Consider the following 17,668-nt stretch of genomic DNA (forward strand, 5'->3'; position numbering starts at 1 on the left):
AAGTATAAAGAGACTGTCGGACAGGACTACTAATTAGAGGAGTTTCAAAGGACCCTCTTTCTCGACTCCACCACTGCCGTCCAGGAAGTACAGGTCGATCCACTCTTGCCCCTGGTCACGACAGAACACCGGTACGCACGTCGTCGTATGCTCGTAACGCTGTTCACACCGCGTTTCAATCTGTTCCCGCGTCCAGTCACCGTCCTGCTCCAGATCGTACCGGTTTCGGACCTCCCAAGAGTGTTCGTCGGCGGCAGCCTTGAGAACACGCAAGGAGAAATCCCGAGAATCCTTGAACGTGAACGGACCGCTCATCGACTTCGAGTCGGTCAGATCCGTCTCTTCGACACCGTCAAGGCACAGTCGGTTTTCCGCGACAGCCCGGAAGGCTTCGAGTTCAGCAGACTTGCGGACAAGTACGTCGTGCAGATAGTCGTGGACGGCGTCGCCATACCCACCCAACGTAAACTCCTGCTCGGGCGAAACGATCTGCAGTTCGGCATCTGTCTGGGTAACTCGCCGTCGCTTCGGTTCGAGAAGCGGACACAGGAATGCGAGCCGATCTGAGTGGAGGAGATACGCGTAACTGAAGAGCCGTGATCTGGACGGCGATTCTTTCACGGGATCGTGACCTTCTGCGTAGTATTTCGAGTCCAGTACAGCCAGTGTCTCATCACCTTCCTGCAGCGCGTGGTCTGGTTCGTGGTATATTTGCCCTTCACCCTCGAACGGGTTAACCGATGGTGACCGAACGGGTGTCACGTCGTCGAGGTCGCCGAGATGGTCGTAGGACTTGATGTACGAGAGTTCGCGCTCGATGACGACCTGGGAGTACTGCTCGAACAGCGACTCCATGTTCAGGACGTAGTCCACGACCAGCTCTCGTGGGCCATCACGGAGTTGTTGGCCGAGCGACGACGACATTACCGCCTTGGCGACGTCGAACGCCTTCTGGTAGTACCGTCGCTGTTTCGGAAGGTCGCTCAGTGAGAGCCGTCGATACTCGTCCATCCGGTCCAACCCGCTGCTGACACCCATACTCTCCAGGCGCTCCACCTCGCGGTGTACTTCCGAGAAGATTCGATCGTATGCAGGGTGGTCGTTCTCGTGAGAATTCTGTCGGAAGAGTCGAAGGAGCGTCTTTCCAGCGAAGTGGAGAAGCGAGTTCGCGGCGTTGTCGTACTCGATCTCGTTGCGGATCCAGTGTGGCTCCAACGTTCCGCGCCCGTGGTTCAACAGCGTTTGTTCGACGTCGATTTCCCCCCGCCCATCGAGACTGTCGAGTCGTCGGATGACCAGATCCCGGATGTAACCCTGCCGGTGGATCGTCTCCAAGCCATCCAGGTAGTTGATCGCCAGCACCACGAACACGTCGTCAAGGTGGATGTCGTCGGAGAGGAAGTCCTGCAGCGGAATCCCGTGATATTCGATGGACCGATTCTGATCGTAGACGGCCAGCAGCATGTCGAAAATGTGTTCCCAGTCGATTTTCGGATCGACCTGAACCTTCGATGACGGTGTGAGGCTCACGACACCGATGATGTCCGTCGCCTCAACGTGGAGTACCTCGTTCTCGTCGCCGTCTACTGTGACCGTCACAACCTCGTATTCCTGCTCACCATCGAGTGCTGCCTGGCTCTTCGTGAAGACACCGGGACTCTCCTGTGTAAATGACGCGCGACGAAGCTGGTCCCCGATGGACGACGGACAGCCTTCTATCCGTATCTCCCCGCGTTCGGGGACGTTGAAGGTGTCCTGCCCGTATTCGTAGACTTCGTCAACGGTGCTCATTACTCGTAGGAGCCCATCTGGCGTCGTTCCTGTTCGAGTTCTCGTTCGGCGAGTTCAGCCGCCGGCGCGAGATCGAACTCCTCAAACTCGCCGTTCATCGCGCGGTAATGCTCAGCGATTCGCTCAATCTGCGGGAATGCGGCGGCGTTCAGGAGCCGCGGGACGATGTAGGTCCGGAACGCCTGTCCGACCGCATCGGTCTGGTCGTACTCGTACTCTCCCCCTTCCCGGCAGCCGACGCCGAGGAAGATGGCGACGTCGCGGTAGTGCATCGGACCGAACCGCATGATCGACCCTTGCGACGTCGATTCGTGGCCGTGATTGATACCCTGGTAGTCACGCTCGAATAGCCGGAGAATCTTGCTTTCTCCGAGGTCGGTGTGGTCGGAACGTGCGTGGTGATCCAGTCTTTGAACAGCTGTCGGCGCTTGTCTTCTTCGTACTCGTCCAACTCGATCATGGCGAACCGGCGGGTGATGGCGTTATCGAGTTCGTTCACCGTCCGGTCAGACATGTTCATCGTACAGATGATATTCACCCGTTCGTCCAGCTCGATGGTCTCACCTTCGTCGGTCTCGAAGATGGTCTGGTGGGGGTTCTCGATGGCGGTGTACAGCGGGCCGAAGATTTTCGAGATGTCTGCTCGCGTGATTTCATCGAGGATGACGCCGTATTCGACGTCGAACCGGCGGGCACGCTGCACGGCTTCGGACACGCACCCGAGTTTTGTCCGGTAGCTTAGCGAGTCACCGGTGTAGTCCGGACTGATGCCGCCGATGATGTCCGACGGCGTCCATGAGGGAGTGGCAGTGTTGAGGGTGTATCCGATTCCAGTCTCACGAGCGAGCTGCTTGGCAAACGTTGTCTTCCCTGTCCCGGTCGGGCCATACAGGACGACTGGTTTGCCCGTTTCGAGTGCGACTTTGGCGTTGCGCTCCACGTCATTCGGGACGAGGATCTCTTCGGGCGTTTCGTCGCCGCGGAGGCTCACAATACGTTTGAGCCGATCTGACGCCAATGGAGACACAAGTACGGCCCGTCGAACCTGTCCCAGTCCCCGTTCTCCATCGTGGATTACGTCGAGTTTTTCCTCTTCAATCAGGAACTCTAGTACCTTCTCGTTCTCCGCGCTCTGGATTGCTTCGACGACGTCGTCGGTAACACGGCGGAGAATTCCGACCTCGTCTTTCGCATCCTCAAGTGTGTAGTCGTCCGACGAGTCACTCATTATCGGATACAGGTAGTCCGGAGTATATAAAATCCCATTCAAGAGCCAAGCTGAGTTCTATTGGCTCACAGGTTCGATATCCAGTCACTCGTTCTTACAGACGCCGAGATACTGTTCTCTCCTGTCCATGATACCGGACATCGTTGATGGGGGAATATCCAGTTCGCCCTCCACTTCACGGTAGGTCGATCCAGTCTCAACCATACAGATTGCTTCGAGTACGGTGTCAAATTCCCCGTCACGATCAGGCACCCATTGTTCTCCCTCATCATCGAATCGAAATCCCATCGGTGGGCGACCGTGGTCGTATCCGTTCTCCATCCGTTCTTGTACGGCCTCGCGTGCGCGCTCGATCTCTTTCTTTTTTGCTTCGTGTTCGCTGGCTGCCTGGAGGACTTCCACAGCAGCTTGAACCGGATCGGAGAGGTCGAGCTTCCCCTCCTCGAAGGTATGGGCTTCAACACCGTATTCACGGAGGTCCAGAATGAGTCTCATCGTTTCGTCGAAGTCGCGTGCGAGACGGCGTTTATCGTTGATGACTATCGCATCAATTTCTCCAGATTGGACACGACTCCGGGCCTGTTGGTACTTCTCCCTGCTCTCGTCCCAACCTGACGTTCGCTCGCCGTCGTCGTAGATACGTTCGAGTGGCATCCCGTGTTCAACGGTGTATTCCCGGATATGGCGCTTTTGGCGCTCAATAGAGGTATCTGAGTCCTGTGAGAGGCGAGTGTATCCGATTACCTCAGCCATCGTCTTCACCTCGTGGGTCACCGACCGGAACCGCCCCGTATTCGGGACAGTCAATCCAACCTTGTCCGAATGCGCCTCCCATCCCACTGTCGGGATACCATTCGTGCATCTCTCCACAGACGTCACACTCTACCAGCGGGGGATCCTGCTCCAGAGCCTCCTGCTCGATATAGTGGTTTCCTTGGTAGGCGTCGCAATGGGTACAGATATTCCCCCATACTTCTCTCCCCTGAGTCTTACTGTACACCTTTTGAACTGGGTGCTCACTTGCTTCCGCTAACTTCTCACCTACGTCACTATTCAGGTGCCCCTCCTCTGGCCAAACAACGGGTGTCTCCCGTTCACACTTCCAGCATTCGGTGTCCCATTCAAGCACGGCAACGTCACTCATCGACAACAGTCACCTCCAATGTATTCCCCGACTTGACTTTCCATTCTAATCGTCGTCCATCCAAGGCCATCGCTTCCGCGATCCCCTTCGGAACCGTGATCTTGTACTGTCCATTCGCCCCCTGACTGACTCTTGTCTTTGGCATCTCTGTATAGGCCTTTAGATAGGCCTATATTTAGTACTAATCCGTGTTTTCGAGAAACCCCGGTTTCTCGAACAAGTGCGGTTGGCAGTAGGTTCGTTAGACTGTAACTATCCCAAAAAGTGTCACAGAACAATTCTCATGGCATTTTCGACTCAGTCGATCTGAACTATCCATTCATTACATGTGCGAGCCAATCTGGTTGTGGGGTTCGCGTATCAGGTCAGGAGTTGGAACTCTCCTTGTGAGAGTCTGTGCATGCAAGCTCCCCGATCAACCAAAGCGTTATTACTCAATACACGAATTATGTATTGTATGTCGAAGGCTACCGGCGGCCCCGAACGAGCGGTCAACGGCCTGTTGTCGGTTGCCCGACTCCTCGAAGAGCCACGGCTGGCACGCCTCTACACGTTTGTGCTCCGTAACGAGGAGGTCACAATCGATGATGTCACCGATGGGTTAGACATCCCTCGGACAACTGCCTACTCGGACACGGGGACGCTCGTCGATCTTGGTGCCCTCACACGAGACGATGACCAGAAGACACACACATACGGGGCCATTCCGATCACCCTCACCGCGACGCTTGACGGCGACGAGTACACCGTCACGCCAACCCTCATCGCCGCATTCGGTCGCGCCCCGCACGACCAGGATCTCGATCTACTCCTTGAGCGCCACGGGCTCGGAAAACTGGCTGCCGCACTCACCTATGCGGTTCCGTACGCGGATGGAGAGATGTCCGAGCGCGTTGCAGCCCGTGAACTTGGCCTCCAGTACGCATTCGGCATCGCGGTGCTACAGGCACTCCGCGATGTCGTCCTCACGATGGAGTCGGTTGACCCATACTTCGGGGACATTCAGGATGCACGCGAGCAGGGTCCAAATTCTGAGGACTGAGAAATGGATGAGGAACGGTTGCTACTCAACGATGTCGATGAAGCGGTCGCGTGGGTCGGTGATTCGGGGTTGTTCATCGCGTGTGGCCGCCAGCAGAACAACAAGTACACCGCCCTCGAACGATTCGCTCGCCGCCACGACATCACGTTCGTGATTCCACAGCGCGTCTACGCGGAGCTTGGTGGTGCCCCCGACCGGAGCACACCTGGACAGACACCAATCAATAGCGCAATCGACGCCGCGTGGGTCACAGTTGCAGACGACCCAGACTACACGAACAGCACCGTGTCACATGTGATGGACAGTGTTCGGAGATACATTGCGGACTCTTCGAGCCGCAACGAGGATCACATTGAGAAGGCCGATGCAGCGCTCGGAGCGGTCGCCGTCAACTGCCTGCTCAACAGGGATACGGAGTTCGTCGTCGTTGTAACGACAGATACCGATGCGGGGGAAGGAGTTGTCGCGGCCCTTGATGCAAATGGATTTGAAGACCGCGCCAGGTTCAAAGATGGATTCGAACTGATTGACGAGATTACCTAAGATACTGTCCCGTTCCTCGGGGAGTACGGAGAAAGTGTGCGAATCGTTCTATGATACCTTCGTCTTGAACTCTGGGTGGCTTGAGTTCGACTGTCGAACGAATCGTCCCTTGAGGCGTGAGGCGTCCGAATTCGGCCGTCTCAAAAAAGCGAATTTTGGCAAATAATTGGGGGTGAATGCATCCTCAATGAACTGTATGCGTATTGGTCACGCGACGCTCTCACCACCATTTGTAGGAATCACACCTCCCATTGTAGACTGCGGTAATGCTTCCGTCCCTCAGTCCAGAACGATGACTATGGCCACGACAGTCGATACCCCCGACAGCGACGAGACGTGTACGTATTGTGGCTCACGGATTTTCGATCACGAGCCCATCTTTGTGTGCGACTGCACTGCCGAGTGTGGCTCATCTGGTTACTTCTGTAATTATGCGTGTCTGTCGGCACACATCGAGGAGAATGAACTGCCCTACGCCAACGCTTGCGAGTGGTCGCCAGAGTAACGCTACTCTCTCGAACAACCATCTCTGCATATTCAAGTCCGGATTCTGGAGACCAGGCTTTCAGAAGCCTTATCTGAAGAGTTGTTCATACACTCAGTTATGGGCCAACAGTCAGAACGACTTGAGCGGCTGATAACCGATCAAGAAGGTGAATGCTGTGCCGCCGATATCGACGCTCGCATCGAAGCGCTCGAACGCCACGTCACGGACCCCCCATCAGGTACTGCACGTGACCAGGCGGCACTCAAGACCCTCAGTAATGACACCCGATACACAATCGTTCGACTTCTCGCCGCTGCTGGGCGGGAACTGTGCGTCTGCGAAATCACGCCCGTCGTCGATGTCAGTGACAGCGCGGTGAGCCACGCGCTTTCCGACCTCTACGACGCTGGTCTCGTCACACGACGTAAAGACGGCACTTGGCGCTACTACGAAGCGACCGACCGAGCAACTGCACTTCTCGATGCGCTCGATCAAACCCGGGAGGCATCCCAATGAGTTCGCCTGCCGTTCGCGTGGCGTTCATGTGCGTTCAGAACGCTGGCCGCAGTCAGATGGCAACCGCGTTCGCCGAGCAAGAACGGCGAGACAGAGGACTGGAGGACGAGGTCGAGATTCTCACTGGTGGAACGTACCCGGCAGATCACGTCCACGATATTGTCCTTGAAGTGATGGAAGAAGACGGGTTCGACCTGTCTGACCGAACGCCACGTGAAATCACGACATCTGAACTGGAGTCTTGTGATTACGTGGCGACGATGGGGTGCTCGACGCTCGAACTTGAGGCTGACGTCACGACGGTCGATGTTCGAGACTGGGCACTTGATGACCCCGATGGAAAGGATATCGACGAGGTACGTGAAATCCGGGAAGAGGTCCGGCAGCGAATTCGAGACCTCTTCGACGAAATCGAGGTGGAGGTGACCGAAGATGTCTGACTCAGAGCCAACGAAAACCGACAAGTCCCTTGATTCGGCAACGCAACGGCGCATCGTTCGGGAACGGTACGCTCGGATTGCGACGGAAACCGAAGCGAAGGAGGGTTGTTGCAGTTCCTCGGATGGGTGTTGCACCGACGACGATGCGTCTGGCACGGGAGATACTGCTAAGACGGCAACGCAACTCGGCTACTCGACGGATGACGTCGAGAGCGTCGAAGGCGAGGCAAATCTCGGACTCGGCTGCGGTAACCCACAAGCGCTCGCCTCGCTCACCGAGGGTGAGACAGTCGTGGACCTCGGATCCGGAGCTGGCTTCGACTGCTTCCTCGCAGCGCAGGAAGTCGGTGAAGCAGGTCAAGTAATCGGGGTCGATATGACGCCGGAAATGGTCGAGAAAGCCCGCGCGAACGCTGCCGAGAACGAAAGTGAGAACGTCGAGTTTCGACTGGGGGAGATCGAGCATCTGCCAGTCGCCGACGACAGTATTGACGTCATCATCTCGAACTGCGTGGTGAACCTCTCCCCGAACAAACCACAGGTTTTCCGAGAGGCATTCCGCGTCCTTCGACCGGGTGGGCGACTCGCAATTTCGGACGTCGTCATGACGGCGGACGTGCCACAGGACATCCGTGCCGATCCGGACTCTGTCGCCTCCTGTGTCGCGGGCGCATCGACCATTGACCAACTTCAAGAGATGCTCACTGACACTGGATTCGAGCAAATCGATATCTCCCCGAAGGATAATAGCGACCAGTTCATCCGTGAATGGGATGACGAATACGACGTGAGCGAATTCCTTGTCTCTGCGAGCATCACTGGTCGGAAACCGGAGTGACAACTGATGAGTAACATTGATCCCCACGAACACGGGCCGAATTGTGAATGCGAGAGTTGCGGAGACCCGCGGGCGATGGACTTCCTCGACAAGTATCTCACCGTCTGGATTTTCGGTGCGATGGCCGTCGGTGTCGGACTTGGGTTCGTCGCCCCGTCGGTGACACAGCCGATTCAGGATCTTCACCTCGTCGAGATCGGACTGATTCTGATGATGTACCCGCCGCTTGCGAAGGCAGACTACTCGCAGCTCCGCGCCGTCTTTAGTAACTGGCGCGTCCTTGGATTGAGTCTCGTCCAGAACTGGCTCATCGGGCCGACCCTGATGTTCGGGCTGGCAGTGGTCTTCTTCAGCGGGCTCGTTCCGGGACTACCCGCTCGTCCCGAGTACTTCCTCGGGCTCGTGTTCATCGGGATGGCTCGATGCATTGCGATGGTGCTCGTCTGGAACGAACTCGCCGAGGGCTCAACCGAGTACGTCACCGGGCTGGTCGCGTTCAACAGCCTCTTCCAGATTATCACCTACGGTGTGTACGTCTGGTTTTTCGGACTGTTCCTTCCACCGTTGCTCGGCATGGAGACGCTCGTCGCCGGAATTGAGACGTTCAACATCACGCCGATGCAGGTCTTCCAAGCGATTGTGATATTCCTCGGAATTCCGTTCGCCGGGGGGTTCCTGACTCGATACGTCGGAACCCGAGCGAAAAGTGAGGAATGGTACGATGACGTGCTCGTTCCGAAAATCGACCCGCTGACACTCGTCGCGCTGCTGTTCACCGTGATTGTGATGTTCGCCACACAGGGTGAGAATATCGTCGCGTCACCCGGGGACGTGCTCCTGATCGCCGTCCCGTTGACGATCTACTTCGTGGTGATGTTCCTCGTGAGCTTCGGTATGGGGAAGGGAATCGGTGCAGACTACTCAACGACGACCGCCATCGGTTTTACTGCTGCCTCAAACAACTTCGAGTTGGCAATCGCCGTCGCGGTCGCAGTCTTCGGTGTCGGGTCGGGTGTTGCCTTCACGACTGTAGTTGGCCCGCTAATCGAGGTGCCGGTGTTGCTTGCGCTGGTCAACGTTGCGCTGTACTTCCAACGTCGGCTGGATTGGGGCGAGACAGCTGCGCGAACCCTGTCCCCCTCTTCGTCGAGGTCCGTTCCCGAAGAGGATTGACAGACACGCACTGCTGAACTCATCTGCTCTGTTCAGCACGTGACATCTAACAGGACCTGGAGCGGTCCAGCTCCGCAGACCACCTACGCATTTTTCCGGTCAGATGGCGTCAATTGGCGATTGATTTTCTCGTTTCCGACGAGTTTGGCTGTACGCGAACTCCGTTGGAAACCGCTCCCTCGTTCGCCCATTGAACGAAAGCAAAATCAGGCTCGTTCGACCGACAATTGCCACGCTGTCTGGCGATTATTCCACCGGAATAGAATTAGGCGACGATCAATGCCAGTGCGACCATCTTGGTGGCCACCACGCCACACGATGGTCTGGCATTTTTCGAGGAACACTCTCTCGTGGGGCCGTGTTCCCACGGCAACTAAAGACAGTGTAGAGATCCACATAAACAGTCGTATATCACTTCGTAAGTTGCGGTTCTGAATATCAGAGGGATAATCGAGACACTATTGAAACAGAGTGATTTCTAGCGTTCACCCCTCGAAAAAGACCTCAAGGTCACGGGCGGGTAAATGAAACCCACTTCGTCGATCCTGCGTTTGAGATATTTCTCCACCGTTTGCTCAGAGATATGGTCGTATTCGACGAATCGTACCAACAGCCCGATAGGGTTCTGTTAACTGCGTAGCCTAAACTGCCTTCTATGACTGGAGAGCGTCAAAGTCACTGACTGCTCACTAACTATACAAATAGTTTTTATACTCCATTCAGTACTTTCTGACGGCGTGAAACCGCCGCCCGGTGGTAGAAGCACCGGGCAGATGCTGCCAGCTATGACAGCGAAAGACACTACTCGTGTCGTGAGTGATAACTCTGTCTCTCACGCGATTGAGGGGCCGGTTCCTCCACGACACGGGAAACAAGACCGAGATGTACAGGTCACTTCCCAAGTAATGGATCGACTTCAGGAGGTGGAGAATGGTGCAGACTAGCTCCGGCCATGCGATCCCGATGGAGCCAGACGATGCGTTCCGCGCAATCTCGAATAGCCGTCGCCGGAGCGTCATTCTGTCGTTGGCACAAAGTGGGGATGCTCTCTCCGTCTCGGATCTCGCCGTCGAAATTGCGGCGATCGAGAACCTTATCGATCCAAGTGAGGTCACCTCGAAGCAGCGCACACGCGTTTACATCTCTCTTATCCAATCTCATCTGGAAACGCTTGACGACACGGGTGCTGCGGTATACGATAACCGATCCAAGCAGGTTGCACCGACGGAAGGAACTGACCCTTTGGCCACCCACATCCGCCAGATTTCGACTGCGTGTTACAAACCCTCGGAGGAAGATCTATGACTACGGAAGAAGCACGTAGCGTCTCTGATGAATTAATCCAGCAGAAGCTTGGCTACCAACTGGTTCGACTTCAGGAGTTGCTCCAAGGACTATCCACAGACGGAACTGATCCATTTGCTTGCATCGTAGAGGCGTACTCCAGTGATGACGTAGAGAAGGCTGCAAAGCAGGTGTTAACGGGTCAGTCATTCCCCAAGAGTACAGCAGAGTGCGACCACTGTGGTCGATCCCTGTCTGAGGGGAGTTCTATACAGGTCCGTGGACGTCGTCCTGCTGGGTTGCTTACCTGGTACATCGAGGCTTTCGCTTGTGACTCTTGCAACCTGACTCTGAATCCGAAGCCAGATGGCTTAGATGTAGTAGCGACTGCACGACTAAGCAGCGTTGATCACGGAGAGGGGTTGTGTCTTCGACAAGTGACCATTGAACAATTGAGTGGATCCTGCTACCGTCCCGCTGGTGGACGGTCGGCGAAACCAGAAGAAACAGATAGTTGATGTGGCTATGATTAATGTAACTATCCGAGAAGAACGATCTGCCGACGATGAGATTCTGCATCTCACTCTCCCTACATTGGCAGACTCTGATCAATCGATGGAACGAACCCTCCAAACCCAACTCCCACGGAACCTAATGCTTCATGTCGGTCACGAAGAGACGCTCCTGGAGCGTGTTCGGCACTCCACCAATAGAACGGAGTTAGTTCTCGCACCAGTCGAGTTACACCGGAGAAACATACAGCGCCGGCTTCGTGAAGCTCAACTCCCCAAAGATCGCCTCCACTTCGCAGATCCACCAGAGGTTGGAAGACAACTCCTTCCAGACGGCCAGCAGTCGAGAGATGCGATCGATCGCATTGACCGATTATCGATGATTCAGTCGCTCTTGGAAGAGAATAATGGGCTGGACGCCTCTGAACCAACGATACCGTCTGCTCCGCAAGAGATTGAGCAGATTAGAACGGTAGTTGAGAGTGTAACGGGGTTCCACCCAGAGCGTCTTGAGACATTTCACGGAACTTCGGAGAAACTCCCATCGCCGATTGATGCCGATTCGACTGAGATCTTGGAGGCAGCTGTAACAGTCGAGCGTGCCCTCCGTCACGATACCGAGAAGGTGGTTTCCGACGTCGAATTTGTTCGACGTGCCACACAGAATCTTCTTCGGACTAGTGGAACCTGTCTGGAAGCCGCGTTTCCGGATGTCGAACGAATCTCGCTTGTCGGAGTCAGTAGTCTCCCTGCAGCACACGTCGATCTACTGCACGCAATTCTGGAAGCAACGCAGGTTCCGGTTCACATCCATTTCCGTCGTGGAACCGGATCATACCTTTCGCGTCGTCTCCCTGAACTTCTCGATGTTACCGAGCCTGGTACGGTGGTGTTCGAGTCGTGACCGCTGAAGATCGCCTCAGCCTTTCGCAACCACTTGACGCTCCTGACGTGCCCATCGTTGAGATAGAAGCGAGGACACGGCGAGCGGAGGCCAGAAATGTGATGGCTACCGTAGCAAGTCTCCGAGACCACGGTGTCCCAACCCGGGATATTGCCGTAGTAGTACGCGACCTCGACAACTACGAGGAACCGTTGTACCGTGCTTCCGTTCACTATGGACTAACCCCCGTGTTTTGGGTCCAGCTCAGGGTAACACAGACACGCCCATTTGCGCTCATCGAGTCGGTATGCGACGTCCTCGCCTCTGATAACCCATCTCGTGAAGTCCTATGTCGCCCGCTCGAACACCGCTGGGCCCCTCCGTCGGCGACGTCGTCAGAGTGGCCAATCGATCCCAAGACGGTTCAGGTGTCGATGCAGGCGTTACCGAACGAATCACGAACGCTCAGTGAGTGGCACGACGAGTTCGAAGGAAATCCGGAGATCGACGAGCGCTTCGTGACATATGCTGAGTGGCTTGGAGACTGTCCCGACCCGGCCCCAGAAGCCGTGACGAACGTCCTTACCGATGTCGTCGAAACGTACGAGGAACTCGGCCTCCCGGTAACCAAGGAGAACGATTCGCCCTCCCTTATCGCAACAGAGCGTGACGCCCGAGCAACTGTTCGTGTGAAGACTCTCGTCCAACAGCTCCGCCACAAGTACGCAGATCGACTTGATGAAGGAACGCTTGACCGGTCGTGGAGTAGCGTCGCAGAATTAAGTCAGCTAATCGCTACCCAGCGCCCAGGCCGACGTGAGCACTCAAACGCACGTGCTATCGATATCCTCGAAGCAAACGATATCTGGCTGTTGAACGTGCCGTACGTCCTCGCCGTCGGATTGATCGACGGTGAGTGGCCTCAGCAAACAGAGAGTGCCGTCCCCCCGGAACTCCAAGAAGCAATCCTCCGTGGCGACGGGCGTATTGGAACGCTCGCACCACGAACAGCGTGGACAACGGGCCGAGACCGTGACCAGTTTGACGACACGTTGCGGGCCGCTGGAAATGGGCTGATTGTGACTCGCCACACAGAATCCACTTCTGGAGAAGAACGCCGCCCGTCTCCACTGCTAGACCATCTGAATACCGACCTTGTTCCTCCCGACGAGCGCCGACAGCTGATGAGCGAAGAACGAGAACTCCCGAACGGCGTTCGAGCGATGCTCAACCACGAGGTGACCGACAGTGAGTGACGATCCGATCCGTCTCCAGAACGCGCAACGAGACATTCGGGACGCGTACTTCGACCATGATTCGGGGTTGTATACGCTCAATTGCGTCCCTGGTGCAGGGAAATCTGAGGTCACAGACCATATCTCCGCAGAGGACATTCTCCGCCGGTACGTTGCTGGAGACCCGACGCCCGAACAGCGAGTCGCAGCCATCTCGTTCAACCGTAGTGAGGCAGAGAACATTATTCCGGATATCTGTACTCGTCTTCGGGAGATTGTCGAACACGATCTCGTCCCTGCCGCAAGCCAGATCTCAGATTCCGAGGTCGAGTATCTGAGCCAACGGGTCAGACAAGCACCGTTCGTCGGTACTATCGACAGTATCCTTCGGGATGTGCTGAGTGAGATCGCCTCCGACATCGGGTTTGAGGAGATGCCGGTTGTTGGCAACACGGCTCGGCAGAAATATCTGCATAAGGCCTGTTACCGGGTTGTTCAGGAGGATCCGGACTTGGCGCAGCGAGTAGAGCGGTTGGAGGATGCGTATCCCACTGGCGAGTACGACGACGACGTGAGCGAGATGCTTGAGACCGCCGTCACCTACTGCCGAGATCGCCGTATCTCTACGGAGAGGTTCCACTACAACCTTGAACAGACGGTTGAAGATGTCTATGCAGAGGGACGCCCAGGATCATTCAGCGACGTCGTCGCCGCGGTGGAACATTGTGTCGGGGCAGACATTGACGAGACTGTCTACGAGGACATCGGCGACGACGAACGAAACAGGATCTGTGACGCAGATTCGAGACTTCACGACAACTGGCGTGCCCGTATCGACGATTTCTGTACAGTACTCGAAAAGTATCGAAGTACGTATCGTCAGACTATCCGGGACCGTGGCGTTGTCTCACACACCGATGTTGCGTACCTCATTGACGCGTACTTCGACGACCGGCTCGGTAATGTCGATGATGCTCACCGGGCCAGAATCAGAAAGCGATACCAGACAAGAATACAGAGTCTGATTATCGATGAGGCCCAAGACGTGTCGTCGATACAGCACGCCGCACTGTCCCACTTGGTCACCTCTAGTGCGCGTGTGTTCGGCGCGGGCGACCTGCTCCAGAGCGTCTATCTGTGGCGGCATGCTGAACCAACGCTCTTCGAGACCGCAACAGACGATGGGGAGTACCTCGGAATCGACTGGGATATCCACGAGCACCGGACTGCGAAGACGACGTATAGGTGCGTCCCCGATGTCGCCAGTGCGATCAACGAAATCTCGGAAGCAGCGCTCACGGATCCAGCACGTGGGAACCTCGGAGTACTGGATGTCCGATACCCTGGGCTCAAAGCTGATCGTGATTCGACCGACGAGTCGAATGTCCACATCGCGGCCTTCGATCCGATAGCTTCAGATCCTGATTCGTACGCCTGGGTCAATCCTGTCGAAGGTCGTGGAGAAGCAACGACACTGGCGACGCTCCTCTCGAAAGGGCTCGCGGATGGGACGTTCACTGACGAGAACGATGACCCTCTCGGAATCACCGTGTTGTTCCGATGGTCGTCGAAGATGGATGTGTATGAAGAGGCATTCGAGGAACTGGGACTCAGTGTTCGGAACGCAAGTGAAGATCTCTTCGGGTGCTCAGTCGTCAATGTAGTCCTTGACGTCTGTGAATGGCTAGTCGCACCCGCCGACCCAGAGAGAACCCGCACGCTGGTTACTGAGTCGAATCTCGGTCTCGGATCACTCGCAGACAACTTCGAGACCCATCATTGGAACATCGATGCGGTTCTCCACGACTGCGACCTCTCTGATCCACATCAACACACAATCGACGGCCTCGCGGAACTCCGAGACCGACGTGACGGCTTCCTCTCCCGCCCCGCTGGCACCTACGCCGAAGACATCATCGAGACACTCGCCCTTCGCGCAGATCCCTATGGGTGCTTCGACGTCGATCCCGCACAACGGGTCGCCAACCTCGATGCACTCGTAGAGACTCTGGATGAGTGGGAAGTAGACGAAAACTTCACGCCACATGAACTCACCGAACTGATCGGACCGTTTCAAGAGAACCCGTACATGGGACCGAACCAGCCGAGTACCGCCGACATGAGTCACGACGTCGAATTCCGTACGATACACGACGCTAAGGGCGACCAAGACGACGTCGTCGCCATTGCGAATCCCGGATTCAGCCTTTGGAAACACGGGCCGCAGGCCCAACGGTTCATCACTCAAGGGAATATTGCCGGGCTCGCTCCACCAACGAACACCGACACCCTCTCAGACATTGCGCTCCCCCCGTTTGTCAACGGACTCTACGACCCCGAAGACACGTGGGACCGGGATGTGGGATTACGGTGGGCTACGGGCCACTGGTGCGACGATGTCACTGAGTCTATGGATTCGACATCGCTGGTCGGCCCCGACTGTCTCAATCGGGTTGCGGCGAACGAACGAGCCGAAGCATGGCGACTCCTGTACGTCTCGCTCACGCGGGCGAAAGATCACCTCGTCGTTCCCCTCCCACGGTCGCTGCCCGGTGAACCCCGTCCTCGTAATCGGTGGCTTGACACGATACGGGACGGGCTCAACTTCACCGGCGAACAGACTGGGTCGTACACGGTCGATACGGAGACTAGAGCGTTCGACATCGGCGTCAACGATGTCGCACTTCGTGCGACGTGGACGAACACGCCTACTACTCACGGCGACGACGTCGCCGTCAATCCACCGCGCCGTACGGGTCTCGACCCGTGGGTGCCACGGTTCATCAACCCGAGTACGATGTACCCCCTCACGGACGATCCGGACGGACAGGTACTCAACCACCTCCTCGGGAATGCCCTGCACACTGAAGCTAACGACGTTCCCGACGACGTCCCCCTGCAGTTCGACCGGTTAGGCCCAGACGACGTCGGCTTTTGCCTACACGAGGTGTTGACCACGCTCGTCGAACGCGAGGTTCCGGAACCCACTCTTCGATCGCTGGGTGACGAAGTTCGGCGCGTGTTCGATGACGTCGTGGATGACCACGCTCCGCGAATCGACGACGACGAACGTGACGGACTGTTTACCTTCTTCCGGGAGGACGTGTTGGACGACTTCCTTGCGTCGGACTTGTGGAATCGAATCCAACGAGCCGAACGGGTTACCGTTGAGAGGCCTATTGATGGTCTCGTTACTGTTGACGACGTCGAAATCGAGATTCATGGCACGAGCGATTTCGTCGTCGAATCACCCTCCGGTGAACAGTACGTAGCCGATTTGAAGATTACGCTGACGGACCAAACACCCGAGACGAGACGCCGGTACGAACTCCAAGTAACTGCCTACTCGTACCTCTTCGAGCAGCGGGAGAGTTCGGAGAGCCCTGTGAAACGGACAGTAGAGACATTCGGTGTCGAACGAGACACAATCGAATCGTCATGGCCGTCGAACATCGTTGAACAGAGACTCGCGGCTCTGGTTCGACAGTAGCCGCCACTCGGAGTGTACTGTTGCTGAAGGAGGGTGACACCGGCGGTCGCTCAATTGTGTTCCAGGCGAGGGCTTGTCTAGCTCGATGATCTCTGTGTTTTGCTGACACATACGTGTTGACAACCGTCGCGTGGGTGGGATACGCGTTGTGTCGTTGGTGAGCCAGAGGTAATAGGTGGGTGTTGACAGGATCGTATGTGTCGTTGGTGACTGCGACGATGCCGTCGCCAGCCTGGCACCCAGGGCAGTTGTGTATGACACTGCCCCTACCGCTGGCGAGCATTCCTCGAAGCTCAGCGGCGCATGAGCGCGACTGCCGGAAAACAACAATTCCCAAGAAAATCAGAGCCGGTTACGAAGCTGTTGGAACGTCAGGATAGTATCGAGACCCGGAGCATCGACTTGCTCGTTGAACTCTCCGATTTTGATACGACCGTTTTCGATTCCTCTGAGCGAGTTACGGCAGATGTTCACGGGAATTGAATCACCCGCAGTCAGTGCCCGCAACACGTTAGCTGCGATTTCGTGATTCCGCACGACCCATACGGACTCCCCATCGGCTTCCGCTAACACTCGGTAGTCGTGGCGGAGGCTCGAATAGTCGTTAATTCCGGGGCTCGCATCGTCAGGCACCCCAGGATCAGCGCTGACACGCCCACCTTCCACCTCGACCGTAGCGACCCGGTTGAAGTCAGTATCTACGACGACTAAGTCAGTCCTGCTCCCGCCCTCGCTCGGTGAGACTTCGACCCGGGTGACGTCGCCGCGCGTTCCGTAGTACTGCCGGGTGAGCTCCACACCGACTCGGTGAGGTGTATCATCGCCGGCGTCACCGATGTCGAACCCGTGTTTCTTCGTCATGCGGCACGCTTCTTGTCCGTCTGCTGTGATTGAGTAGTACTTGCGGCGAGAGACTCCACTATGGATCTTCAGGAACCCGAGTTCCTGTAGTTTCTCTTCGTGAATCTCGTACAGGCTCTTGATACTCGTCATTGATTCTGTGAGATTGTACCCATCCAGGTCGCCATTCATCGCCTTCACGACTGCCAGCATGAACTCTGC

General features: G+C 56.3%; 15 protein-coding genes and 1 pseudogene. 11 read left to right on the top strand and 5 right to left on the bottom strand.

The annotated features are described in order from the left end of the window. Positions 1–33: 33 nt before the first annotated feature. The 4 genes and pseudogenes from NO978_RS19035 to NO978_RS19050 form a co-directional block, all read right to left on the bottom strand. Entirely contained in the window at positions 34–1,791 is a 1,758-nt protein-coding gene (locus NO978_RS19035) for an McrC family protein (protein WP_257301114.1), read from the bottom strand. Beyond that, positions 1,791–3,019, bottom strand: a pseudogene (locus NO978_RS19040) (AAA family ATPase). The gene NO978_RS19035 and the pseudogene NO978_RS19040 overlap by 1 nt, the downstream one beginning before the upstream one ends. Positions 3,020–3,103: 84 nt before the next feature. After that, a complete protein-coding gene (locus NO978_RS19045) occupies positions 3,104–3,772 on the bottom strand; it encodes a recombinase family protein (RefSeq protein ID WP_257301116.1) in 669 nt (222 codons plus the stop codon). Next, the gene (locus NO978_RS19050) at positions 3,765–4,163 is read right to left on the bottom strand and encodes a hypothetical protein (protein ID WP_257301117.1); all 399 of its coding nucleotides are present in this window, start codon (positions 4,161–4,163) and stop codon (positions 3,765–3,767) included. The genes NO978_RS19045 and NO978_RS19050 overlap by 8 nt, the downstream gene beginning before the upstream one ends. 457 nt (positions 4,164–4,620) lie before the next feature. Here NO978_RS19050 and NO978_RS19055 point away from each other — a divergent pair, with 457 nt between their 5' ends. The 11 genes from NO978_RS19055 to NO978_RS19105 all read left to right on the top strand — a co-directional run bounded on the left by NO978_RS19055 (position 4,621) and on the right by NO978_RS19105 (position 16,606). Beyond that, positions 4,621–5,205, top strand: coding sequence for a helix-turn-helix domain-containing protein (locus NO978_RS19055; protein WP_257301118.1), 585 nt, complete (start codon positions 4,621–4,623; stop codon positions 5,203–5,205). A gap of 3 nt (positions 5,206–5,208) precedes the next feature. Beyond that, positions 5,209–5,748, top strand: coding sequence for a hypothetical protein (locus NO978_RS19060; protein ID WP_257301119.1), 540 nt, complete (start codon positions 5,209–5,211; stop codon positions 5,746–5,748). Between the two features lie 298 nt (positions 5,749–6,046). Beyond that, the gene (locus tag NO978_RS19065; protein ID WP_257301120.1) at positions 6,047–6,253 is read left to right on the top strand and encodes a hypothetical protein; all 207 of its coding nucleotides are present in this window, start codon (positions 6,047–6,049) and stop codon (positions 6,251–6,253) included. A 99-nt stretch (positions 6,254–6,352) separates the two neighbouring features. Next, a complete protein-coding gene (locus tag NO978_RS19070) occupies positions 6,353–6,751 on the top strand; it encodes a metalloregulator ArsR/SmtB family transcription factor (RefSeq protein ID WP_257301121.1) in 399 nt (132 codons plus the stop codon). Next, positions 6,748–7,191 carry a low molecular weight phosphatase family protein gene (locus NO978_RS19075; RefSeq protein ID WP_257301122.1) on the top strand — a complete coding sequence of 148 codons (444 nt, stop codon included), beginning with the start codon at positions 6,748–6,750 and terminating at the stop codon, positions 7,189–7,191. Before NO978_RS19070 ends, NO978_RS19075 begins: the two co-directional genes overlap by 4 nt. Continuing rightward, a complete protein-coding gene (locus tag NO978_RS19080; RefSeq protein ID WP_257301123.1) occupies positions 7,184–8,029 on the top strand; it encodes an arsenite methyltransferase in 846 nt (281 codons plus the stop codon). The genes NO978_RS19075 and NO978_RS19080 overlap by 8 nt, the downstream gene beginning before the upstream one ends. A gap of 6 nt (positions 8,030–8,035) precedes the next feature. Beyond that, a complete protein-coding gene (gene arsB / locus NO978_RS19085; RefSeq protein WP_303647386.1) occupies positions 8,036–9,202 on the top strand; it encodes an ACR3 family arsenite efflux transporter in 1,167 nt (388 codons plus the stop codon). 930 nt (positions 9,203–10,132) lie between these two features. Further along, positions 10,133–10,507, top strand: coding sequence for a hypothetical protein (locus NO978_RS19090; protein ID WP_257301125.1), 375 nt, complete (start codon positions 10,133–10,135; stop codon positions 10,505–10,507). 435 nt (positions 10,508–10,942) lie between these two features. Next, the gene (locus NO978_RS19095; RefSeq protein ID WP_257301126.1) at positions 10,943–11,902 is read left to right on the top strand and encodes a hypothetical protein; all 960 of its coding nucleotides are present in this window, start codon (positions 10,943–10,945) and stop codon (positions 11,900–11,902) included. Next, positions 11,899–13,137, top strand: a complete 1,239-nt coding sequence (locus tag NO978_RS19100; protein WP_257301127.1) for a hypothetical protein — start codon at positions 11,899–11,901, stop codon at positions 13,135–13,137. Before NO978_RS19095 ends, NO978_RS19100 begins: the two co-directional genes overlap by 4 nt. Next, complete coding sequence (locus NO978_RS19105) at positions 13,130–16,606, top strand: UvrD-helicase domain-containing protein (RefSeq protein WP_257301128.1); 3,477 nt, start codon at positions 13,130–13,132, stop codon at positions 16,604–16,606. Before NO978_RS19100 ends, NO978_RS19105 begins: the two co-directional genes overlap by 8 nt. Positions 16,607–16,948: 342 nt before the next feature. Here NO978_RS19105 and NO978_RS19110 read toward each other — a convergent pair whose 3' ends face one another. After that, a complete protein-coding gene (locus NO978_RS19110; RefSeq protein ID WP_257301129.1) occupies positions 16,949–17,659 on the bottom strand; it encodes a hypothetical protein in 711 nt (236 codons plus the stop codon). Positions 17,660–17,668 lie beyond the last annotated feature (9 nt).

It is taken from the genome of Haloarchaeobius sp. FL176 (genome assembly GCF_024609245.1).
Taxonomy (GTDB): Archaea; Halobacteriota; Halobacteria; order Halobacteriales; family Natrialbaceae; genus Haloarchaeobius.

Coding starts and splice junctions, on each gene's coding strand:
- NO978_RS19065 (WP_257301120.1), top strand. CDS start 6,047: ATGGCCACGACAGTCGATACCCCCGACAGCGACGAGACGTGTACGTAT.
- NO978_RS19080 (WP_257301123.1), top strand. CDS start 7,184: ATGTCTGACTCAGAGCCAACGAAAACCGACAAGTCCCTTGATTCGGCA.
- NO978_RS19110 (WP_257301129.1), bottom strand. CDS start 17,659: ATGCTGGCAGTCGTGAAGGCGATGAATGGCGACCTGGATGGGTACAAT.
- NO978_RS19045 (WP_257301116.1), bottom strand. CDS start 3,772: ATGGCTGAGGTAATCGGATACACTCGCCTCTCACAGGACTCAGATACC.
- arsB (WP_303647386.1), top strand. CDS start 8,036: ATGAGTAACATTGATCCCCACGAACACGGGCCGAATTGTGAATGCGAG.
- NO978_RS19035 (WP_257301114.1), bottom strand. CDS start 1,791: ATGAGCACCGTTGACGAAGTCTACGAATACGGGCAGGACACCTTCAAC.
- NO978_RS19050 (WP_257301117.1), bottom strand. CDS start 4,163: ATGAGTGACGTTGCCGTGCTTGAATGGGACACCGAATGCTGGAAGTGT.
- NO978_RS19075 (WP_257301122.1), top strand. CDS start 6,748: ATGAGTTCGCCTGCCGTTCGCGTGGCGTTCATGTGCGTTCAGAACGCT.
- NO978_RS19090 (WP_257301125.1), top strand. CDS start 10,133: ATGGTGCAGACTAGCTCCGGCCATGCGATCCCGATGGAGCCAGACGAT.
- NO978_RS19070 (WP_257301121.1), top strand. CDS start 6,353: ATGGGCCAACAGTCAGAACGACTTGAGCGGCTGATAACCGATCAAGAA.
- NO978_RS19055 (WP_257301118.1), top strand. CDS start 4,621: ATGTCGAAGGCTACCGGCGGCCCCGAACGAGCGGTCAACGGCCTGTTG.
- NO978_RS19060 (WP_257301119.1), top strand. CDS start 5,209: ATGGATGAGGAACGGTTGCTACTCAACGATGTCGATGAAGCGGTCGCG.